The organism is Clostridium sp. 16K-1-R1 (genome assembly GCF_023921145.1).
Lineage (GTDB): Bacteria > Bacillota > Clostridia > Clostridiales > Clostridiaceae > Sarcina > Sarcina perfringens.
The window spans coordinates 2,058,359-2,080,992 of sequence record NZ_CP046515.1; the positions used below are offsets into that span (position 1 = coordinate 2,058,359).

At 28.1% G+C, this 22,634-nt stretch carries 18 protein-coding genes; 2 read left to right on the forward strand and 16 right to left on the reverse strand.

Features of this window, described 5'->3' with window-relative positions; translation table 11 throughout:
- Window positions 1-59 precede the first annotated feature (59 nt).
- A complete protein-coding gene (locus tag GOM42_RS08955; RefSeq protein ID WP_110016176.1) occupies window positions 60-773 on the reverse strand; it encodes a PspA/IM30 family protein in 714 nt (237 codons plus the stop codon).
- An 85-nt stretch (window positions 774-858) separates the two neighbouring features.
- Window positions 859-1,560 (reverse strand): hypothetical protein, encoded by a 702-nt coding sequence (locus tag GOM42_RS08960; protein WP_003455926.1) that lies wholly within the window; start codon window positions 1,558-1,560, stop codon window positions 859-861.
- 147 nt (window positions 1,561-1,707) lie between these two features.
- Here GOM42_RS08960 and GOM42_RS08965 point away from each other — a divergent pair, with 147 nt between their 5' ends.
- A complete protein-coding gene (locus GOM42_RS08965) occupies window positions 1,708-2,373 on the forward strand; it encodes a hypothetical protein (protein WP_003464547.1) in 666 nt (221 codons plus the stop codon).
- Between the two features lie 243 nt (window positions 2,374-2,616).
- Here GOM42_RS08965 and gshAB read toward each other — a convergent pair whose 3' ends face one another.
- The 12 genes from gshAB to GOM42_RS09025 all read right to left on the reverse strand — a co-directional run bounded on the left by gshAB (window position 2,617) and on the right by GOM42_RS09025 (window position 18,235).
- On the reverse strand, window positions 2,617-4,953 hold the full coding sequence (gshAB, locus tag GOM42_RS08970; RefSeq protein ID WP_252597648.1) for a bifunctional glutamate--cysteine ligase GshA/glutathione synthetase GshB: 2,337 nt from the start codon (window positions 4,951-4,953) through the stop codon (window positions 2,617-2,619).
- Window positions 4,954-5,358: 405 nt separating this feature from the next.
- Window positions 5,359-6,276, reverse strand: coding sequence for a patatin-like phospholipase family protein (locus tag GOM42_RS08975; RefSeq protein WP_003449737.1), 918 nt, complete (start codon window positions 6,274-6,276; stop codon window positions 5,359-5,361).
- A 146-nt stretch (window positions 6,277-6,422) separates the two neighbouring features.
- A complete protein-coding gene (locus GOM42_RS08980; RefSeq protein WP_025648311.1) occupies window positions 6,423-7,712 on the reverse strand; it encodes an NCS2 family permease in 1,290 nt (429 codons plus the stop codon).
- 251 nt (window positions 7,713-7,963) lie between these two features.
- On the reverse strand, window positions 7,964-8,332 hold the full coding sequence (locus GOM42_RS08985) for a CoA-binding protein (protein WP_003455912.1): 369 nt from the start codon (window positions 8,330-8,332) through the stop codon (window positions 7,964-7,966).
- Window positions 8,333-8,533: 201 nt separating this feature from the next.
- Complete coding sequence (locus GOM42_RS08990; protein ID WP_003449510.1) at window positions 8,534-9,487, reverse strand: ABC transporter permease; 954 nt, start codon at window positions 9,485-9,487, stop codon at window positions 8,534-8,536.
- Window positions 9,487-10,584, reverse strand: a complete 1,098-nt coding sequence (locus GOM42_RS08995) for an ABC transporter permease (RefSeq protein ID WP_003449685.1) — start codon at window positions 10,582-10,584, stop codon at window positions 9,487-9,489. The genes GOM42_RS08990 and GOM42_RS08995 overlap by 1 nt, the downstream gene beginning before the upstream one ends.
- On the reverse strand, window positions 10,574-12,109 hold the full coding sequence (locus GOM42_RS09000; protein ID WP_003449708.1) for an ABC transporter ATP-binding protein: 1,536 nt from the start codon (window positions 12,107-12,109) through the stop codon (window positions 10,574-10,576). The genes GOM42_RS08995 and GOM42_RS09000 overlap by 11 nt, the downstream gene beginning before the upstream one ends.
- A gap of 140 nt (window positions 12,110-12,249) precedes the next feature.
- On the reverse strand, window positions 12,250-13,362 hold the full coding sequence (locus GOM42_RS09005; RefSeq protein ID WP_003449596.1) for a BMP family ABC transporter substrate-binding protein: 1,113 nt from the start codon (window positions 13,360-13,362) through the stop codon (window positions 12,250-12,252).
- Between the two features lie 554 nt (window positions 13,363-13,916).
- Window positions 13,917-14,738 (reverse strand): alpha/beta hydrolase, encoded by an 822-nt coding sequence (locus tag GOM42_RS09010; protein WP_025648312.1) that lies wholly within the window; start codon window positions 14,736-14,738, stop codon window positions 13,917-13,919.
- Between the two features lie 258 nt (window positions 14,739-14,996).
- Window positions 14,997-15,827: an energy-coupling factor transporter transmembrane component T gene (locus tag GOM42_RS09015; RefSeq protein WP_110016174.1), complete on the reverse strand. Its 831-nt coding sequence runs from the start codon at window positions 15,825-15,827 to the stop codon at window positions 14,997-14,999.
- Complete coding sequence (locus GOM42_RS09020) at window positions 15,827-17,533, reverse strand: ABC transporter ATP-binding protein (protein ID WP_110016173.1); 1,707 nt, start codon at window positions 17,531-17,533, stop codon at window positions 15,827-15,829. The genes GOM42_RS09015 and GOM42_RS09020 overlap by 1 nt, the downstream gene beginning before the upstream one ends.
- A gap of 144 nt (window positions 17,534-17,677) precedes the next feature.
- Window positions 17,678-18,235 carry an ECF-type riboflavin transporter substrate-binding protein gene (locus GOM42_RS09025; RefSeq protein ID WP_003449529.1) on the reverse strand — a complete coding sequence of 186 codons (558 nt, stop codon included), beginning with the start codon at window positions 18,233-18,235 and terminating at the stop codon, window positions 17,678-17,680.
- Between the two features lie 219 nt (window positions 18,236-18,454).
- On the opposite strand from GOM42_RS09025, the gene GOM42_RS09030 reads away from it, so the two are divergent.
- On the forward strand, window positions 18,455-18,907 hold the full coding sequence (locus GOM42_RS09030) for a rhodanese-like domain-containing protein (RefSeq protein ID WP_003449631.1): 453 nt from the start codon (window positions 18,455-18,457) through the stop codon (window positions 18,905-18,907).
- A 45-nt stretch (window positions 18,908-18,952) separates the two neighbouring features.
- On the opposite strand, the gene GOM42_RS09035 is transcribed toward GOM42_RS09030, so the two are convergent.
- A complete protein-coding gene (locus GOM42_RS09035) occupies window positions 18,953-19,276 on the reverse strand; it encodes a hypothetical protein (protein WP_003449532.1) in 324 nt (107 codons plus the stop codon).
- A 142-nt stretch (window positions 19,277-19,418) separates the two neighbouring features.
- The gene (gene pulA, locus GOM42_RS09040; RefSeq protein WP_252597649.1) at window positions 19,419-22,613 is read right to left on the reverse strand and encodes a type I pullulanase; all 3,195 of its coding nucleotides are present in this window, start codon (window positions 22,611-22,613) and stop codon (window positions 19,419-19,421) included.
- Window positions 22,614-22,634: the final 21 nt, after the last annotated feature.

Genomic DNA, 22,634 nt, shown 5'->3' on the forward strand with positions numbered 1-22,634 from the left:
TCCCAATATTTATAAGTTTTATTTACGAGCTATTTTAGTATAACCCTTTAAAATTCATATTATTTATTTTTATATTTCTCTAATTCTAAATCTACCTCTGAATCTGAAGTTTTATCTTCTTGTGTATTTTGTGTTCTATACTTATTTAATTCATCGTCTAAACTTAATTCTTCTAATTTAGCAAATTCATCATCTAAGCTTTCACCTTTTAATTCTTCTAATCCAGCAGCATAACTCTCTTTTCTTGAAATACTTCTTTCTATATCATCAATATTAATTGAATTACTCTTACTTTGAACATTTGCAATAACTTCATTTATTTGTTTTGAAGCTTCAGCATTATTAAGTCTAGCTACTGCTTCATCTCTATAACTTCTTGTTTTATCTAATTCTTTTTCTAATTCCACTAATTTTGCTTTTAAAACATCAGCTTTAGCTCTTTGTCCTTCATAGCTTGCCTTTAAAGACTCAAATTTCTTGTCATTATCTAATTTAAGTTTTAAAGCTTTCTTAGCTAACTCTTCATTTCCTTTGCTCATTGCTAATCTTACTTTTTCATCATACTGAGCTGACTCTTCCTTAGCTTCATTCATTTTCTTTTCAGTATCTTTTAAGTTACCAAAAATTTGAGCTGATGATCTTTTAGCTTCATTAAAAGATTTCTCCATATCTCTTATTTTCTGATCTAATAATTCTACTGGATTCTCCATTTCATCTAAAGCTGAGTTAGTCTTAGCCTTAATCATATTTGATATTCTATTAAATATTCCCATTTTATTACCACCTTTACCGACTTTTTATTTAGATTTATTATACTCTCTCTTTTTTACAAATTCATGTCATAATTATTAATTTTAACTATCTTCTTTTTCTAATTGCAAATATTATTAAAGCTATTAATAAAATAGTTCCAATACCTATAAAAGGTCTTCTTATGAACATAAAACTAAACATATTTCCAAACATATTAAGTATATTATTTAACATAAGCATATCAAAAAAGCTAAATCCTCCTGAATTGCTACTTCTATAGCTTTTATTTGAACTTCCACTGGACTTATCATTATTTTCATACTTATTATTTTCTTTAGAACTTCCTTCTTGATTATTAGGGGCTTTGCTATTAAACTTATCTGTAGTTGAATAATTATTATTTCCTTGTGTACTACCTTTATCTGAGTTACTAGAATCTTTTCCACTTTCTACTTTATCAGAGCTTGAATTACTTCCTGATGAAGGTTTATTAAACTTATCCGTAGTGGAATAATTACTATTTCCTTGGCTTTTTTTCTTTTCACTAGATGAACTACTAGGCTTAGAATACTTTTTACTAGAATTATAAGAACTACTCTTACTTGAACTTCTAGAAGAACTTCCTGAACTCCTTGAGCTACTTCTAGAGCCCCCACCTGAGGATCTTCCACCTTTAGCAATAGTATTTTCTATACCAAAGGTTTCTGCCTTAACTTTTTTAATTGGAGAAATATTAAAACATCCAACTAAAAAGAAAAAAGCTATAAAAAATAGGACTAACTGACCAAACCTCTTATGTTTTTTCACCTCTTCCCCTCCTTAAATATGTTATATATCATCATTATAAATTAATTATTAAATTTTGTATATTTTAATAGTCTAAATTCATAATTATTTGATAATATATGATATCATAAATATATATATTATTTATATGGTGAAGGAGTATAGCAAATGAATGCAAAGGAATTTTTAGATAAAGAAAAAACTACTTATGGTAATCTTTACAGTGAGCTAATTTTTGTTTTAGATGATATTGAAGATTTAAGCGAAGATTCTACTTTAAAGGAAAGAGCATACTACAAAAACATTAAAATATTAAAAAAATATAATGATTTACTAGATAAGTTATCTAGAGAAGTTCCAGAAAAAAAATCTTTCCTGTCATTTTTAAATAAATCTAAAGAAAATGAAATTATAAAAGAATGTGAAGATTTCAAAAAAACTTATAAAGATTCTCTTGATAAAATATTTGTATGTTCTAAATGCATGTGTGTAAAATGCATAAGAGAATGTGGCTTTAACCCATGTTTATCATGTAACAAAACTGGAAAAGTTAATTATTGTGATAAAGAAAATACTAATCTTATAGTATTTAAAAACTTTATAAAACAACAATACAATAATGAAACTAATGAAAATGAACCTCTTGAAATTCTTTGTGAAGTGGAAATGTTAGATATGGACAAGCGTTTTAGAATAATTAAAGAAGTTTTAAGTGGTGAACAACTTGTACTTGAGTATGTCTACAATATAAAAGATGGAGATTTATATAATTCAATTGAGGATGTAGACCTATTTAATGAAATAATAGATATTTATGAAAGTAATAAGATATAAATAAAAAGAAGATATTCAAATACTTAATAATTGCATGTATCAAAATAACTTCTTATAAAACTTACAAATAGCAAGAGAATATCTACATCATCTTTAGAATTTAAATAATTCTTAGATAAATCTAGTAATTCTCAAACTATCTTTGTAAGTTTTTCTTTTATATTTTGATAAAGCCATTAAAATCTTATTTTATATCTACTTTTTACTTAGTATTATCTTATTTCTACAAGTTTTATATCTAATTTAATTAAACAATAAATCTAATATCTTTTCACCAGCTTTTCTATTCTCTCCTTTATAAGGGAAACAATGAATATGTATTGCTGGGTTAAAATTCAATTCTATTATGCCATGATTTTTTTCCTTTGCCTCTTCCTCTATATTATCTATTACCATATCTACTCCGCATATAAGGGCTTTAACAGCCTTAGCAGACTTTAATGCCACCTCTTTATAACTAGGATGTATTTTGTCAGTAAAGTCTATGCTGTCTCCTCCTGTGCTTATATTAGAGTTTTCTCTTAAATAGATTTTTTCTCCATTTTTAGGAATAGACTTAAAGCTTAGTCCTTGATTTTTCAAAAACATTTCTTCTATCTCTCCTAATTTTATTTTTTCTAAAGGAGTCTTATATCCCTTTCCTCTTAATGGATCTTTATTTTTTTCAGAAACAAGCTCTTCTATGGTACTTTCTCCATTACCAATTACATTAGCAGGTTCTCTATGAAGTATTCCTACTACCTCTTCCCCTATTACAAGAAATCTATATTCCTTTCCTGTCATAAATTCTTCTATAAGGATTGAACTATCCTCTCTAAAAGCTATTTCAACAGCTTTATCATAGTCTTCCCTTGAATATTCTCCAGGAAATATACTAATTCCTAAACCAAAATTAGTAGACTTAGGTTTTATAACTATTTTCTCATCCTTAAATAATCTAAAATCTTTCTTTGCCTCATCTATATTGTCATAATCTTTCCCCTTAGGAACCCTTATATTATTTTCCCTTAAAATATCCTTAGTAACTAATTTATTTTCCATTATTAAGGCAGTTATATATGAATCCTTAGAAGTTTTTGTTGCTTGCTTAACATATTCAACCTTTTCTTCATCACTAAGATAAATAAAGTTCTCTAATCTATCCATAATATTAAACTCTATTCCTCTTTTAATAGCATCTAATATTAATATTTGTGTTGATAATTCTAAATCTTCATAACCAACTAAATTAAATTCTTTATTTTTAAAGTTATTTAAGTACTCCTTAGCTAATCTCATGTGGAAATTAATATATCCCTCTTCTTTTATATCCTTAATAAGTTTCTCTGAAATTGTATCATGAGGATTATTAATTTTTTCTAATGCTCTTTTGATAACATTTTTAAATTCCTCATTATTTGAAAATAAGATCTCTACAATTTCATCCATTTCACTTAGTATTTCTCTTCCTTTGTCTTTTAATAAAACAGGAACTCCATTTTCATATATAACGGCCTCTTCATTTCTACCCTTTAAAGCAACCATATCATGATTTTTGAAAAATTCTTCTTGATCTTTATATGTTATTTCCTTGTTCTCTTTTAATAAAGTATAAATCATAAATAAATGCAATAGATAAAGTGTTTCTTTACTCACTCCTTGAATACTTAAAGGATCTAAGTCTAAAAGTCTTACCTCTAAGTAATCAATCCCCTTGTGAAGTAAGCTTTCAAGCATATCTTCGCTTCCTAGTGATTTTAACCTTATAGGATTATAATATTCTTTTATACTTTGTATTTCCTTATCCTTAACTAAATTCTTTATATCACTAGCATATTCTCCTATACTATTATATGAAACATAATAGTCCTTTTTATTTTTATATCCATAAGAACTATTTCTTAAAGAAGTATCATCTTTTATATAATAAGAATCCTCCCCTAAAATTTCACCCTCTTCTTTAATTTCCTCTATATAACTTTCATGGAAAACAGGACTTGCTCCAGTTAAGTATATTAATAACCAATGATATTTTTGAAAGTTTCTAGCCATTCTAAGATAAATATCATCTTTAAATTCTCTAAAATCCTTTTCCACTTTAAGTTCTTTATAAAGTAACTTAATAAATTCCTCTTTAAATGAAAAATTATAATGTATTCCACTTATAACTTGTTTCTTTTTGCCGTATTTATAACTAAGATTTTCTCTATATAATTCATCTTCTCTATTAGAAAGCTTAGCAATTGGAATCTCTTCTTCCCTTGGTAATATAGGAGGATTACTCTGTGGCCATAAAAACTCTCCATTTTTCATAATCTCTAAAGATACAACCTTATTTAAATTACATATAAAACTATAAACTTCCTCTAAAGTATTACAGACAGGTGTTACCATTTCTAACTGACTCTCAGAAAAATCTGTTTTTATATATGGATTCTTTTCCCTATCTCCAAAGGCCTTTGGATGAAGTGTTAAAGCTAAGTTTCCGCTTTCTGTAACCCTAACATTTTCTTTTTCTAAACCAAAATTAGCCTTTATAAAGTAATCTTCTAAACTTTCATCTTTTATAATTTTTAATAAACCTTTATCTAAATTCACCATTTCTCTCCTCCTGGAATTCTCTTATCTATACTAACCAGTTCTATTTAACCATTTATAATAAAACATCTACTTATGTATTATTTATGAACTAACCTATTTTTCTTTTAAATTATATTAATCGATAAAAATAATATAATATTTATTAATCACCTTAATTCTTATAGGAATTCTAGGCTTTATTATAAATATATAAGAAATTCCTTATATAGTCAAAGGTGTTATTGTATTTATTGTATTTATTTCTTTTATTTTTTCAAAATTACTTTCTTTTTCTCCATATTTCTAAACACTCTAAAAATCTCTATTAGTTAATACGTTTTATTTTTATAATTAAAAATCTTTTATTTCTTATAGTAACCTTTTTCTTTAATTTTTATTTTATAAATAAAAAAACACCATAGCTTTTTAACTATAGTGTCTTTTAGAACATTTTTCTTTAATTTCTTTAAAACTATTAAACAACCTATATAATATTGGATTTTTTTCATTCATTTCAAATTCAAAGCTAGTTTTTGCTAAACTCATTATAGGACTCATAAGATTCATAGTATCCTCATAACCTTGCTGTGCTCTTAATCTTTTTGCATCTATATCTAAATTTAATGTTCCATTTATCATGCTATCATCTAAGCTCTTAGGTACTATTTCTATTATCTGAGCATTTGGATAAAGGCTTCTATCTACAGTTCCTTCTTTAGATAAATGTACTACAATAATTAAATCACAGCCTTCTCCATAAACAGGTTGAATTGGTGTATTATCAACCATTCCTCCATCTAAATACTTTTTACCATCTACCTCTGAACTATCATATATTAAAGGAAGTGATGCTGAGGCCATTATTATTTCTCTTCCTACCTCTTCATCATAATCATTAATTCTAAAATATTTAACCTTACAATCTGGTAATTCCGTACAGGCAGCATAACAAATTTTCCCTGATTCTTTAACCTTATTTATATCTATAAATTTATTTACAACTTCATAAGCTCCATCCTTAGGAAAATCTCCATTTTCTAATCTATCTGACATATGTTTTTTAACAAAGTTAATACTTTTTACCCCTAAGGCTAAAGCTACACCTTTTTTCAACAAATCCATTTTAGTCATAGGAACTAATTTCTCCATAGTAACTTCATCCCATAAGGCTTGAGCATTGTCCATATCCCCTTGAGCAAATAGGGCAGCATTAAATGCACCAATAGAAGTTCCTGATATAACTTCTATGTACTTGTCCAATTTCATTTCAACTAAAGCTTTCCAAACACCTAGTTCATATGCTCCTTTTCCTCCCCCACCTGATAAAACTAATCCAACTTTCATAATATTTCCTCCATTCATTATTAAATGAATCGTTTTATACCAATAAGATATCCATTATATTATTTTACTACATTATGCAAAAAATTGATAATAAATTATATAAAAATAGACTATATGATAAATCACATAGTCTATTTTCTTAATGATTATATTAAAAACTTAAGTAAAAATACTAATCCTAAAATAACAGTAGTTAAACTTATCTCTTTTCTTTTTCCAGTGAATAATTTTAATATTATGTATGATATAACTCCAAATACTATACCATCTGATATTGAGTAAGCAAATGGCATCATGATTATTGTTAAGAAAGCTGGTATAGCTTCTGTAAAATCATGTAAGTCTATTTCTTTTATTGGTTCTATCATAAATAATCCAACTAAAACTAAAGCTGATGCTGTAACCGCTGGAGTTATAACTGCAAATAATGGAGCAAAGAATAAAGCTAAGAAGAACATAAATGCAGTTGAAACTGCTGTTAATCCAGTTCTTCCTCCTTCTGCAACTCCTGAAGCACTCTCTACGAAAGTACTTACTGTACTTGTTCCTAAACAAGCTCCTAATGTTGTACCTACTGCATCAGAAAATAAAGCTTTCTTTATGTTAGGTACTTTTCCATCCTTATCTAACATTTTAGCCTTAGTTGCAACACCAACTAAAGTTCCTATTGTATCAAACATATCCATGAATAATAATGTAAATAATGCTATTACCATATCTAAAGAGAATATGTTATGGAAATCGAACTTGAAGAAAGTAGGCGCTATTGAAGGTGGCATACTAATAATCTTACTTGGCATAGGAGTTATTCCCATAGGTATTCCTATTATTGCTGTAACAATCATACCGATAAATAATGCTCCCTTAACATTTTTAGCTATTAAAACACTTGTTATTAAAAGACCTATTATTGCTAAAAGTCCTGATCCTGAAACTATGTTTCCTAAAGAAACTATAGTTCCTCCATCTGTATGTACTACGATTCCTGCACCCTCTAATCCTATTAAGGCAATAAGTAATCCTATACCTACTGATATAGCATTTTTTATTCCCTTTGGTATTGAGTCTACTATTGCTTCACGTACGTTAAATATAGTTAAAAGTATAAATATTATTCCTTCTAATAAAACTGCAGTTAAAGCAAATTCAAATGAATATCCCATTTGAATAACTATTGTATAAGCAAAAAATGCATTTAGTCCCATTCCTGGAGCTTGTGCAAATGGTAACTTAGCGTAAAGTCCCATTATTAAAGTTGCTATTACTGCTGATAAAGCCGTTGCTGTAAATACAGCTCCTTGATCCATTCCTGCTGCTGATAATATTGATGGATTTACTATAAGTATATAAGCCATTGTCATAAAAGTAGTTAATCCAGCAATAAATTCTGTTTTTGCATCAGTGTTATTTTCTTTAAGCTTAAAGAACTTTTCCATAATCTCACTCTTTCCTTCATTTGTTTTTCTAAATCACCTTTAATATATTATCAGATTTTTTATATTTATCAATACTTTTACGAATATTTTTGTCGAAAAAGTGAAATTAATAAGTTTTTTTGTAATTATCTTTAAATAAATACGTACATTGAAGACTTTTTATCTCTATATAATACGCATAAAAACATATTTTTATAATTTAAACCTATTCAATAAATACTTTTTTATTAAACATGCGAACTTTTTAAATATTACCTTCTACTTAGTTCAACTAGTGCACATCCTTCTATAGCACAGATACCATTCTCCTTACAAAAATTTAAAACTTCTTCGCTTTCAGCACCTGGTTGAATTAAAACCTTATTTATTCCTAAAGTTTTAGCCTCTTTAATAAATTCTATTCCCTTAATAGGGTTTATACATAGATCTATAACCTCAATATTACAAGGAACTTCTTTTAAGCTTTTAAATATGTTTTCTCCATCTTTTAAGCTAACTCCAAAAGCATTATATCCATTTTCTTTAAGCTTATTTAAAATTCTATATGCATACTTTTTTTCATTTCCTACATCACCAACAACACACCAATTTTTAAAATCCAAAAAGTCTTTAGCTAACATAATTCATTCCTCCATTTAAACTTTATTTAACTCTATTATGGCTAATTATCTTTAAAATATAAAGTATATAAAATAAATTAATCTTGTTTTTACAATTTTATCTTATCTTTAAATTAATTCTCTCTAAAAATATATTTCAAAATAAAAAACCTACCTCTGGATATAATAAAATACCATCCAGAGATAAGTTTTTAAAATTTACTATCTCTTATCCTTTTGATATGGCTCTCCAGCAGCCTTAGGCGCTTGAGATGTTTTAGAGAATACTATTAATGCGATTAAAGTAACCACATATGGGAATATCTTAAGTAATACTGGAGGTATAGTTGAAAGTGATGGTATTATTTGAGATACGTTTGCTATAGTTGTAGCAAATCCAAAGAAGAATGTTGCTCCTAATACTCCCCATGGCTTCCATTGACCAAAGATTAAAGCAGCTAAGGCTAGGAATCCAAGTCCTGCAACACTTCCTGTAAATTCTCCACCGTAAGTTACAAGTATTATAGCTCCACCAAGAGATGAAAATGCTCCTGATATCATAACACCTATATATCTCATTTTATAAACATTTATACCTGCAGCATCAGCAGCTTGAGGATGTTCTCCACAAGCTCTAAGTCTTAATCCAAAACTTGTCTTATATAATAAGAATGTACTTATAGCAAGTATTAAAATAACTAACCATGTAGTTGCATAAGTTTTTGAAAAGAATAAATCTCCTATTATTGGTATTGAAGATAATACTGGAACATCCTTCGGTATAAAACCTTGCATAATTCTTATATTACCACTACCTGTCATATTTCTAGCTAAGAATACAGTTAAAGCTCCAGCTATCATATTTATAGCTGTACCACTTATTACCTGATCTGCATTTAAATTTATACTTGCAAATGCATGTAATAAGGAGAATAATATTCCTACTAAAACTGCAACTCCTAAACCAATCCATAAAGGAAGTGAGCTACCTGGCATAGCCTCTTGAAGCTTTGATACTGTAAATGCCCCACTAAAAGATCCTACGATCATAAGACCATCAAGTCCTATATTTACTACACCGCTTCTTTCAGAAAATAAAGCACCTAATGCGGTTATTAAAAGAGGTATAGTAAAAGCTATTGCATAAGGAAATATTTGTTGAATTGTTTCCCACATTATTTGCTCACCACCCTTTCTTTAGTTGTTTCTTGATTAGTATTTTTATTTAATTTATCTTTCTTTCTTTTTTGGAATTTATTAAGCACTCTCTCCATTATTACACTTGTAGCAGAGAAATATATTATTGTAGCCATTATAGTATCTGCTATTTCTGGAGGTATGCTTGTCATAGCATTCATAAATCCTTTTCCTGTATATAGAAGACCAAAGAATAAAGCTGAGAATAAAACTCCTATAGGAGTATTTGCACCAAGTAAAGCTACTGCGATACCATCAAATCCTTGTGTAGGCATAACACCTATTTGTATGCTCACAGCATTTCCTGTGTATTGAACAACACCTGCAAGCCCTGCTAAAGCACCAGCTATCATCATTGATAATAATATATTTCTATTTACTGAAATACCTGCATATTCTGCAGCATCTCTATTAAATCCAACAGCCTTTAATTCATATCCTAAAACTGTTTTATTTAATATAAACCAAACTGCAAATACAGAAATAAGTGCAATTAATATTCCTATATTTATAAATGATCCTTGGAAAAAGTCTGTAAGTGCTTGTATTCTTAAAGTAGCTGCCGCTGGAAGCTGTGCTGATTCAGTTTCTAAGAATTCTCCTTTAAAGTACATAGGAACCATGTAATACACTATCCAATATGCTATCCAGTTCATCATTATTGTTGAAACAACCTCATGAACATTAAACTTAGCCTTTAAAACACCAGGAATAAATGCCCATATAGCTCCTCCAAGAATACCAGCAAGAATCATTAATGGTATTAAGACTGGAGCTGGTAATTTCACTGTTAATCCTACTGCTGTAGCAAAAAATCCACCCATAAGCATTTGTCCTGGAGCACCAATATTAAATAGTCCAGTTTTAAATGCAAAGGCTAAGGAAAGTCCTGTTAATATTAAAGGAGTAGCCGTAGCTAAAGTATTTCCTATTCTTTCTATGTTCATAAGTCCACCTTTGAATAAGAAAGAATAACCATCTATTGGATTATGTCCCATAATAGCCATTAAAATAGCACCAGCAATAAGTCCTAATATAATAGCCATTAAAGATATAATAAACTGTTTAAACTTCATGCTTTTCTCCTCCTTTTATACCAGCCATCATAAGACCTACTTCATTTTCATTAGTTTCATCTGCATTTACAACACCTATAAGTTCTCCGTTATTTATTATTGCAATTCTATCTGAAACATTTAAGATTTCATCTAATTCAAGAGAAACTAAAAGCACTGCTTTTCCGCTATCTCTTTGCTCTACAAGTCTTTTATGAATATACTCTATAGATCCTACATCAAGTCCTCTAGTAGGTTGTGCTGCTATTAAAAGTTCTGGATTTAATTCTATTTCACGGCCTATAATTGCTTTTTGCTGATTTCCTCCTGAAAGAGATCTTGCTATAGATTCAGCCCCTTCTCCAGATCTTACATCAAATTCATCTATTATTTTTTCTGCATATTTTTTTATTTCTTTTTTGTTTAATAAACCTTTATTTGAAAATGGTTTTTTATCATATACTTCTAGAACCATATTCTCTTCAATTGTGTAATCTAAAACTAGTCCTCTCTTGTGTCTATCTTCTGGAATATGTGCAATACCTGAGTTTATTCTATTTCTTATAGATTCTCTAGTTATATCCTTGTTTTTGAAGTTTATAGTTCCACTTTCACTTTTTCTAAGTCCTGTAATAGCCTCAATAAGTTCACTTTGACCATTACCTTCTACCCCTGCTATACCTACTATTTCTCCTGCTCTAACATCAATAGAAAAGTCCTTTAATCCTAATACTTTCTTATTATTCTTAACTGAAAGATTTTTAATATCTAATACTACATCACCAGGCTTAGCAGGCTTTTTATTAACTTTAAAGGATACTTCTCTTCCTACCATCATTTTAGCCATTTCAGCTTCACTAGTAGTTTTTACATCTACAGTACCAATGTATCTACCTCTTCTTATAACTGTACATCTATCTGCAGCAGCTTTTATCTCCTTAAGTTTATGAGTTATAATTATTATTGATTTTCCCTCATTTATAAGATTTTTCATTATTTTTATAAGTTCATCAATTTCTTGAGGGGTTAAAACTGCAGTAGGTTCATCTAATATAAGAACGTCAGCATCTCTATAAAGCATTTTTAATATTTCAACCCTTTGTTGCATACCAACAGATATATTTTCAATCTTTGCATTAGGGTCAACATTTAATCCATATTGCTTTGATAATTCTTCAATTCTTTTAGCTGCCTTGTTTAAATCCATTCCTAATCCAAAAAGAATCTTAGGCTCGCATCCTAAAACTATATTTTGAGTTACTGTAAAATTTTCAACTAATTTAAAATGTTGGTGTACCATTCCTATTCCAAGATCATTTGCAACATTGGGATTAGTAATTTTTACTTCTTTACCTCTAACCTTTATAACCCCTTTATCTGGTTGGTTCATTCCAAAAAGAATTCCCATTAAAGTAGATTTACCAGCTCCATTTTCTCCAAGTAAAGCATGTATCTCTCCTTTTCTAAGTTGCAAAGTTATATTATCATTTGCTACTATACCAGGAAATTCTTTACGGATATTAAGCATTTCTACTACATATTCCATAAGTTATCCTCCTTAACACTCAAATTCTATATTACTTATAATTCTAATTTTTATATCATAAATTTATTTTATTATTGGATTAGATAATAAAAGGAGATGGAAGCTCCATCCCCTTAATAAAAACTTCCTTGAATTTTGAATTAATTTATTAAGTCTCCTTGCTCGTTAGAAACTTTTATTTCTCCATTTTTTAACTGTTCAAATACTTTATTTACTTCAGTCATAGTTTCTTCACTTAAGTTTGGATTCTTATCAGGTAAACCTACACCATCATTTTTTGCATCATATAATAAAGTTTGTCCACCTGGGAAAGTTCCATCTAATTCTTTCTTTATCATGTCATAAGAAGCGTGATCTATTCTCTTAACTGCTGAAGTAAGTATTACAGATTTATCTCCTTCATATATACCATCGTCGTATTGGTCAACGTCAACACCTATTATCCAAGCTTCTTTTCCTGAAGCAGCTCTATTTTTAGCTTCTTGTATAGCTCCTACACCAACACCACCAGCAGCACAGAATATAGCTTTTACTCCATTGTCATACATTTGAGCAGCTATTTGTCCACCTGCAGCTGAGTCATCAAATGATCCTTGATATATAACATTTTTTGCTTCAAGAGACATGTGAGTTCCTAATTTTTCATTAGCAAAGGCTACCCCTTGTTGGAATCCCCAGTTAAATTTTTGTACTGGTGGAATTTCCATACCACCTATAAATCCTAATTGACCTTCTTTAAGTTGTAATGCTGTAGCAACACCTGCCATAAAACCTGCTTGCTCTTCAGCAAAGAATATTGAAACCGTATTCGGACCTACTTCTGGCTTTGCATCCTTAGCACCTGAATGAGGAGCACCATCTAATAATACAAATTTAGCATCTTTATATTTTTCTTGTCCTTTATATATAGCTGTCTCAAATTTAAATCCTGGAGTTACTATAAATTTGAATCCTGCATCGTAAAGATTTCCTATTTCTTTTAAGTAATCAGCTTCTGTTGTTCCACTTGGTTTTAAATACTTAGCTTCTACTCCTAAGTCTTTTTCAGCTTTTTGTATTCCTTCCCAAGTTCCTTGGTTAAATGACTTATCATCTATTGTTCCGGCATCAGTAACCATTCCAACCTTCATTTTGTCTCCCTTAGAACCAGTATCACCTGATGATGCTTGTCCATCACTTGAACCTCCACACCCTGCAAGTAAAGTAGCTGTTGTAAGTACTGCTAACACAGCAGAAAGAAATTTCTTTTTCATTTTAATATTCCTCCTTAATACCTATTAAAATAATTCTTACTTTAAAGATTATGTAATAAACTAAAATTAAATTAATAATCAAATGTAATAAACTAATATTCATAAGATATTTTTAACTTAATATTCGAGTTTACAACATAATATTAAACCGTGAAAGCGCTATCTTTCCATGTGTTTTTTTTATTTTAATATTTTATTTTCAATTTTATAGTAATTAGTTATATAATTTATACTTTATACAAAATTACTCTTTATAAATTATTCTTTTTTATCCTGTATTATCCTTTAGATTCTCTCTCTCTTTTTCATTCATTTATTATTAATACTTTATATATAATTTATTTTAAATTTATTAATATTTTCAAAAAAAGTCAGGAAAGCGCTTTCACAAATTAAACATTATTTTTTTTATACTTTAATATATTAAGTAGTTAAGGTTTTCATTCTGTTGACCTAAATTTACTTTCCATTAGTACTTGGTCTAAATTAATATTCAAAGAATTTTTAATCTTAAATAAAAAAGATCATAGTAAAATTACTATGATCTAAATAAATTAAAATCTATTAATAAAACTCATTATATCTCCAGTTTTTTCATTGCCTACTCCTATAAATAAATTTAACAAATCTAAATGTTGATATCCTTCTAATTTTAAAAATTGTCCATTTCCTTTAAATTTATTTACCTTTTCTACAAATCTTTTAGAATTTTCATAACTTACTATAGAATCCCTAGCTCCATGAACGCACAGTACTGGAATTTTAGGCGAATCTTCCTTTAGTAAATTTATTGGATTAACATCAAAAATCTGTTCTTTTCCATATAAATATTTTTTTATATACTTTTTATATTCTTTAGAATTACATTGGCTAAAATCTAAGGTTCCTCCTAGTGTTATAAAAGAAGATATTATGCTTGTATCTATATTGAATTTTTCTTTCATGTCTTCATTGTAAACTAAATTTGCAGCTAAATCTGCTCCTGAAGAATATCCCATAACTACTATTCTATTAAAGTTATTATTTTCTACATAATGCTTAAATGATGAAAATATATTTTCCATTTGCACTGGATATTTATGTTCTGGAGCTAACTCATAGGATGGAATTACTACAGTAAAACCATACTTATAGAAAAACTTACCTATAGCCGCACAGCCTTTAGGGCTGCCCTTCCATAAACCTCCACTATATATAAAGAATATGGTAGGCTTTCTTTTATCATAGCCTTTATATACTCTATAGTAATCTCTTTTATTATCACCATATCTAAACTCTTTATATTCTATATTTCTATCCTTTAAGAAATTGTAGTTAAAGATTTTAAAAAACAATTTTCTCTTTAATTTTTTCTCTTCTTTCTGACTATCATACATTTATAATCTCCTTAAACTTTAAAATTACATTTAAATTTCTCAAATACAAATATACCTTATATTTATTAACAATTTCAACACTTTGTTTAAAATTTATTAATATTTATTTCATTTTCATCTTTTATTTTTCTATTACCCTAAAATAATCAACAAAGAACGCTTTTGATTGTAATAAAATAAAAGGGCTGTATCAAAAGTTATTTTGATACACGCCCTTACTTAAACTTTATATTAACTATTAAATTATATTTTTATTTACTATTTTATAAAAGGATTATAAAATCTACTTCCATTATTAAATGTAAAGTATAATGATAAAACAAATATTAATATGACTACAATAATAGCTAAGTAATCACCCTTAGAAAATTTTCTTTCGTTATACCAAGTTCTTTTTTTATTCTTTCCAAAGGCTCTAAGCTCCATTGCTGTACTTATATTTTCTATTCTATCTAAACTTGAAAAAATAAGTGGCATTAAAACTGAAGATATATTCTTTATTCTTTTTCCTAACTTTTCTTTTTTAGACATATCAATTCCTCTTGCTTGTTGAGCAAAGGATATATCATGATACTCCCTTTGAATATCTGGTATGTATCTTAAAGCTATTGATACAGAATATGATATTTTGTAACTAACACCTATTTTATTTAAAGATGCAGCAAACTCACTTGGATTTGTTGCAAGTATAAATAAAAGTGCCATAGGTATAACTGATAAATATTTTAATGTAACGTTAAACTCATAAAATAATTGTTCCCATGTTAGTGTGTATGGCCCAACTATATGAAATATATCATGTCTTGTTCCATATATATTAACTCCTTCATAAGGTGAAAATATAAAAATAGCTAAATCATTTAAAAGTAAAAAGAATAATATAAAGTAAACTATAAAAGAAACTTCTTTAAAATCTATTTTTGAGACCTTAAATATAATTAAACTAAATATAAGCATGCCAATTAATACTCTTGTATCATATGTAAGCATGGCAGCTAATGTCCAAAATATAAAGCAAATAAGCTTAGTTGCTCCAGTAAGTTTATCAATAGGAGAATCCTTTTTTATATATGTAAGCATTGCATCCACTAATTTCTTGCCCCCCTGTCAAAATCAATAAATTTACAAACAAAATCCTTAGGGTCTTCCACCTTAAATTTCAAGGCTAAATCATATAATGATGTTTCTTTTAAGCTTGCCTTTTCTATTACTTCTTTATCTGTAAGTATTTCTGCTGATGTTGTATCGGCTATTTTACGTCCATTTGAAATTACAATAGCCTTGTCTGTATATTCAAGCATTAAATGCATATCGTGAGTTATTAAAATTATTGTAACTCCCTTTTTATTAAGTTTTAGAAGAAACTCCATTATTTCATTATAATGTTTATAGTCTTGTCCTGCTGTTGGTTCATCAAGTATTATAACCTTAGGATTTAAAACTAGTATTGAAGCTATAGTAACCCTCTTTTTCTGTCCAAAACTAAGTGCAGAAACTGGCCAATTTCTATATGGATATAAACCACAGGTCTTTAGGGTTTCAAGTACTCTTTCCTTAACTTCTTTTTCATCAATTCCTCTAACTCTTAAGCCTAATGCAACCTCATCAAAGATCATTGTTTTAGATATCATTTGATTTGGATTTTGAAGAACAACTCCTATTTCTTCTCCTCTTTCCTTAATAGTCTTTCCATCTAAACTTTTCCCTTCAAATATTATATCTCCCTTTGATTCTTTGAAAAAACCACATATAAGCTTAGATATAGTTGATTTACCAGCACCATTTTTCCCAACTACACTTACTATGTCTCCCCTATTAATTTTAAAATTAATATCACTTAATATATCTTTTTTCTTATCGTAAGAAAAAGATACATTTTTAAATTCTAATAGTGTGTCTTCTTCTCTTTCTTTCTTATTAAAATTTAAACTCTTATACCAAGTTTTTAATTTCTCTCCATCATCACTAAGCTTTAACTTGTCTATATTCTCAAGGTTCATTTCCTTATTTAATTCATATCCACTATACTTAAGAGCTGTTATGTATAAAGGTTCTCTTATTCCACACTCTTTTAATTTATTAGAAGCTAATATTTCATTTGGATTTGTATCAGCAATAATTTCTCCTTCATTCATAAGTATTATTCTGTCTACATCACAATTTAAAACTTCTTCTAATCTATGTTCTATTATTATTACTGTCTTTTTTTCTTCCTTTTGTATTTTATCTATAAGTTCTATAGAAGCTTTTCCTGCTGCTGGATCTAAGCTTGCTAAAGGTTCATCAAAAAGAAGTATATCAACATCATCAACAATAGTTCCAGCTAAGGTTACCCTCTGTTTTTGTCCACCTGAAAGACTATATGGAGCTAAGTCTAATCTATTTTCTATATCAACTATTTTTGATACATAATTAACTTTTTTCTTCATCTCTTCTTGAGATACACAGTTATTTTCTAGTTTAAAAGCTATATCCTCAGCTACAGTTAATCCTATAAATTGACTATCTGGATCTTGAAGTACAGTTCCTACCATTTTAGATATTTCAAAAACGCTTAAATCTTTAGTTTCTTTTCCCTTTATTTTAAGACTTCCTGAAATTTCAATATCAGTTGAAAATGGTATTAATCCATTTATACAGTTAGCTAATGTACTTTTTCCTGACCCTGAAGGCCCAGCTATAAGAACTTTTTCTCCTTCATATATAGTTAAATTTATGTTATTTAAAGTTGGCTTTGATTGAACTGTATAATGAGCAGTAAAATCTTTAAACTCTATTATTGCTTTTCTTTCCATATCAATTTCCTTTCAAATAATCATTTTAAGTTAAGGAATTGTATATATTATTTTTTAACTCTATATTTAAGTTTTATACATCTCCTAAATTAAACTTCAAAAAAAGGTTGTCTGAAAATATCTTTCCCACAACCTCATATACTTCTAATATTCTTTTCTTAAGCTACCTTTTTGTATTCTTGTCTTAGCATAATTAGCTATTAAAATAGTTCCTAAAACTCCAACAGTAACCATATTAGAAATTCCACCAATTACCCCTTGTAGATAAACCTTATTTGCAGGTTCAGAGTAAATTAATATATCTAAAGTTGGTGCTACTAAAAACCAAGCCACTCCATTGGCAATTATCTGTATTAAATTAAACGTAAATATTTGCTTTAACTTAAATACTCCTTGATTAATTTTTATAAATCTAGCTCCAAATCCAATTATTAATCCTACTATACCTGAAGCAAAAACCCAACTTATCCAAGGTGATCCAAAGAATACTATATCTTTTAAAGCATGTCCTATGAATCCTATTAAAAAACCAGCTAAAGGACCATATAACAATGCCATTAAAGCTAAAAACGCATATGCTGTTTCTATGTTTGTATTAGGAATTCCTGTAGGCAAAGAACCAAATCTACCTAATATCATAAAAACTGCTGAGCCAATTCCTATAGCTACAATTGTTTTAATTGATAGTTTGTTTTTTTTCATTGTTCATCTCCATTTTAGAAAAATCTATCTTTAGATAATAAAATACCTTTTAATATCTATAATTATAAACATAATTTCACACAGTTAACTATAAAGATTATTAAAGTAATTGTCAATAACCTTAAGCTAAGCCCTTAAATATTAACACTTTCTTAATTGCCTTATCATGTAATAATATGTTAAATTTTATTTGTATATTTTAAGATAGGGAGGATATTTATGAAAAGAATATCATTATTATTACTTAGTTTGACTTTAACAGCTAGCTTATTTGTAGGATGCGGTAATAATAACACTGAAAATAAGGATGCTAATACACAGACAAGCTCTGAATCCTCAAGCGAAACTCAATCTGAAGCAGTTTCAAAGGATATATCAATAGACGAATCTAAAAAACTTATAAATGACGGGGAAGTTACTCTAATCTTAGATGTTAGAAATGAAGATGAATTTGCTGAAGGACATTTAAAAAATGCAATTCAAATTCCAGTTAAGGAACTTAAGGAAAACCTAAGTGATATAGAAAAGTTTAAAGATGAATTAGTTTTAGTTTACTGTAGAAGCGGAAAAAGAAGTGCTGAGGCTGTAGATATTTTAAAGGAAAATGGTTTTAAAAATCTTGTTCACATGAAAGATGGAATATCTAAATGGGATGGAGAAGTTGAAAAATAATCTTTTAATGATAAAGAGAAATACTTTTTAAAGTATTTCTCTTTATCATTTTTTATTTCTTTTTTCTTTTATAACCTCACTAACATTTCTTTTTATTTCATAACTTTTACTATCTTTTTTTAAGGTTTTTAATTCATCATAATCAAGTCCCTGAAACATTCTATTCATTCTCCAGAAGAAATCAGTTCTTTTTTGTTCTAATAAGTAATTTATATTATTCATCTTCCTTAATTTTTCTAAATTGTCCTCTTTATAGGTCTTCAATTTATTTTCAGTATATATTTTTATTAATCCTAATATATACTCATGATAATCTCTATAAGCTAAGCTTTTCTCACATATATTTAAAATACTTAAAATTCTGCTCATCTCTTACTCCTTTTTAATAATCCTATATATTCTTTCTAACTTTAATATATTACTTATTTTTTTATTTGTTACCTTAATTTAAAAGCAAAAAAGACCACATAGATATATTCTATGTAGTCTTTTAAAAATTATTTATCTTTTTTTATTCATCATAAAGGATCATCATAGAATGAGATTTTATTTTAGGAATTTCATCCTCACTCACTCTTTCTATACCAAACTGATTTACAACCCCATTTTTAACTGCAATATTCCAAAAGCCATTACTTGATTTAGGCATAGAAGAAATTACATTATAATCATCAATGGTAGTTCCATTATATATTACCACTATATCTTTCCATAAATCTTCATTAGCATTATTTTTATAGTAAGCTATTATTACTCCGCTAGTATCATTATTGTCATAAAAATAAACTTCTAAATTTTCTATTATATCCTCTGGATTTTTCATTCTAAAAGCACTGTGATTTTTTCTTAAAATTATTAAGTCTTTATAATAATTAAAAACATCAATATACTTTTCTTTCTCTGCCCAATTTAAAGCATTTATACTATCTGGACTCTTATAGCTATTATGATCTCCATCTTTAGATCTTAAAATTTCAGCTCCAGATTGAATAAAGGGAATTCCTTGAGAAGTAAATAATATAGAAGCTCCTAGTAAATCTTCCTTAACATAAAAATTATCTAATATATTTTCTTCATTAAAATCTCTATAATGTCCCTTTTCCACACTATGATTTTGACTTTTTACTATTTGATCCCATAGTGTATAGTTATCATGTGCTTCTAAATAATTTATACTTTCCATAGGTTTATAGGTTATTGAATTTATGGACCCCTTAATTCCTTCTATAACTTGCCAAGCTTTATTTTTATTGTGCTGTTCTCCATTTATAAATCCATTAGATGGGTCATTATTTCCTCTTAGAGCATTTCTAAAATCATCATTAAATATGGAAAATCCAAGACCTTTTTGACTTCCCTTGTAAGTTCCATTACTTAAAGGAGAATCTCCACCTTTCCAAGGCTCCCCATAAATAAGTATTTTTTCATCAATCTCTTCACTTCTTTTTACTATTTCCTTCATAGTATCTAAATCTATAAGCTCCATTAAGTCAAATCTTAATCCATCTATATGATAATTTTTAATCCAATGTAATATGGAATCTAAAATAAATTTCCTAACCATAGGCTTTTCAGAGGCCATTTCATTTCCACAGCCAGATCCATTTGTATATTTTCCTAATTTATCACTTCTAAAGTAATATAAAGGAACTATATTATCCATATTACTAGTTTCATACATATGATTATAAACCATATCTAATATAACTCGTATTCCATTGTCATGAAACCTTTTTATCATCTCTCTAAACTCTATTATTCTTCTTGAAGGTGTATATGGGTCTGTTGAATAACTTCCTTCTATTGCATTAAAGTTTTTAGGATCATATCCCCAGTTTCTATTATTTTCATCCTTGGTTATTTCTTCATTAACAGAAGCAAAATCAAAGACTGGAAGCAAGTGAACATGGGTTATCCCTAATTCCTTTAAATGATCTAATCCTGTCTTAACCTTATTCCCATTTTCTTTATTAATATAGAAAGTTCCCTCTTCAACTGCCCCTAAAAATTTTCCTCTTAAGCTTTCAGAAACTCCTGAATTTTCATTTATGGTAAAATCTCTAATATGCATCTCATAAATTATTGAGTCTTCTTTATTTATTAACTTAAGTTTATTATATTTATTCCATCCTTCTGGTACACACTCTTTACTAAATAAATCTACTAAAGCTCCCTTTTCTCCATTTACTCCTACTGAAACAGCATAGGGATCTACAGCATAGGTTATCTTATTTACATGTTTACCTTCTTTGCTTAAATCATTAAAATATAATCTGTATAAATAATATTTACCCTCATTTTCTTTTCTTGGTACTTTAATTAAATGAGTTCCATTTTCTTTTTCCCTATTCATATCATATTTTCTTAAAGGATTTTCCCTTAGGGATTTATAATCTTCATATATTAATAATTCTACTTTTTTAGCAGTAGGTGCCCACAACCTTAAGCTTATATTTTCTTCACTAAATCTTACACCTAGGTCATTTCCTCCATAATAATAATCATTTAAATAATCTCTTACTATTACTTTGCAACTTGAAAACATACTAGAAGCTCTTACTTCTAATAAATCTGATGGATCTATATCACTTGGAAGATTAGTTATTAAAACTTCTTTTTCATTTTCTCTAACTAGGGTTGAAACTCCCTTAGCCTTTATTCCGTTTATATACAATCCATACTTAACTCCAATTAAAGGCTTATGGGAAAGATATGCCTTTATAGTATTTTTATGATCCATTAAGGCAACTTGTATTTTAGGAGTAATTTCTTCTATGGCAGTCTTTAAAGAAGTTAATATCTTATTATTTTCATATATGCAAAATAAATTCCTATCTTCCTTACCTAAATAAAAAGTATATGTCTGCTCATTCCAATCATTTACCCAGTTACATCCCCAAGTTCTCTTTCTTACTATAAATTTCTCTTCATCTACAAAAGTTCCTACACCTAAATCTGTTTTAATATTTAAATTAAATTCTTTACCTGAGCTATTCTCTCCAAAGCCCCAAATATTCCAGCTGAAATTTTCTCCATAATATAATCCATCATTCTTTAAAAATTGTACAAAAGTCCCTTTTTCCCCTTCTTCTCTAACCTCAATTTCCTTATAAGCTGTCATGTCATTTAAAGAATCATAGGCCTTTACTATAATTTTAGTGCCAGGGGCTACTTCCTCATTGATCTTTAAAAAACCATTTTCTAAAGTTACTCCCTTTAAAGAGTTCTCTATGGAAAGAACCGCCTCTTCAATGGTTATATTTCCATAAAATGAATTTTTAACAGCTATTAATTCAACTGGGTATCTAGTAGATACAAAATCTCTTGAACTTTTTATTTCTAAGGATTCTTCAAAGGGCTCCCAAAGGAAATAAAAATCATTTTTCTCTTCATTTAAGTTATCTACATATATTTCTTTTCCATCTAGAGTAATAATTATATATCCATACTTATACTCTCCCTTCTTTAGTCCACAAGGAAAGGGAATATCTTTAATCATTTTTACTCTACCATCATTAGTATCCAATCCCCAATTAAGCTTAAAATTTTCGCTTTTTTCCCAATTGTTAAAATCTCCAACTAAATAAGCCTCAATTGCCCCCTTACAGCATAAGGTTGCTCTTATGGTATTAGTTAAAGGACTAATCTCTATGTAGTATTCATTATCATCATAACAAACAAGTTTTCTTTTTACAGAATCAAACATATAAAATGCTCCTCTATTAAT

Bases quoted from the DNA above. Each gene is read 5' to 3' on its own strand.
- GOM42_RS08955 (WP_110016176.1), bottom strand. From the start codon at position 773: ATGGGAATATTTAATAGAATATCAAATATGATTAAGGCTAAGACTAAC.
- GOM42_RS08965 (WP_003464547.1), top strand. From the start codon at position 1,708: ATGAATGCAAAGGAATTTTTAGATAAAGAAAAAACTACTTATGGTAAT.
- gshAB (WP_252597648.1), bottom strand. From the start codon at position 4,953: ATGGTGAATTTAGATAAAGGTTTATTAAAAATTATAAAAGATGAAAGT.
- GOM42_RS08975 (WP_003449737.1), bottom strand. From the start codon at position 6,276: ATGAAAGTTGGATTAGTTTTATCAGGTGGGGGAGGAAAAGGAGCATAT.
- GOM42_RS08980 (WP_025648311.1), bottom strand. From the start codon at position 7,712: ATGGAAAAGTTCTTTAAGCTTAAAGAAAATAACACTGATGCAAAAACA.
- GOM42_RS08985 (WP_003455912.1), bottom strand. From the start codon at position 8,332: ATGTTAGCTAAAGACTTTTTGGATTTTAAAAATTGGTGTGTTGTTGGT.
- GOM42_RS08990 (WP_003449510.1), bottom strand. From the start codon at position 9,487: ATGTGGGAAACAATTCAACAAATATTTCCTTATGCAATAGCTTTTACT.
- GOM42_RS08995 (WP_003449685.1), bottom strand. From the start codon at position 10,584: ATGAAGTTTAAACAGTTTATTATATCTTTAATGGCTATTATATTAGGA.
- GOM42_RS09000 (WP_003449708.1), bottom strand. From the start codon at position 12,109: ATGGAATATGTAGTAGAAATGCTTAATATCCGTAAAGAATTTCCTGGT.
- GOM42_RS09005 (WP_003449596.1), bottom strand. From the start codon at position 13,362: ATGAAAAAGAAATTTCTTTCTGCTGTGTTAGCAGTACTTACAACAGCT.
- GOM42_RS09010 (WP_025648312.1), bottom strand. From the start codon at position 14,738: ATGTATGATAGTCAGAAAGAAGAGAAAAAATTAAAGAGAAAATTGTTT.
- GOM42_RS09020 (WP_110016173.1), bottom strand. From the start codon at position 17,533: ATGGAAAGAAAAGCAATAATAGAGTTTAAAGATTTTACTGCTCATTAT.
- GOM42_RS09025 (WP_003449529.1), bottom strand. From the start codon at position 18,235: ATGAAAAAAAACAAACTATCAATTAAAACAATTGTAGCTATAGGAATT.
- GOM42_RS09030 (WP_003449631.1), top strand. From the start codon at position 18,455: ATGAAAAGAATATCATTATTATTACTTAGTTTGACTTTAACAGCTAGC.
- GOM42_RS09035 (WP_003449532.1), bottom strand. From the start codon at position 19,276: ATGAGCAGAATTTTAAGTATTTTAAATATATGTGAGAAAAGCTTAGCT.
- pulA (WP_252597649.1), bottom strand. From the start codon at position 22,613: ATGTTTGATTCTGTAAAAAGAAAACTTGTTTGTTATGATGATAATGAA.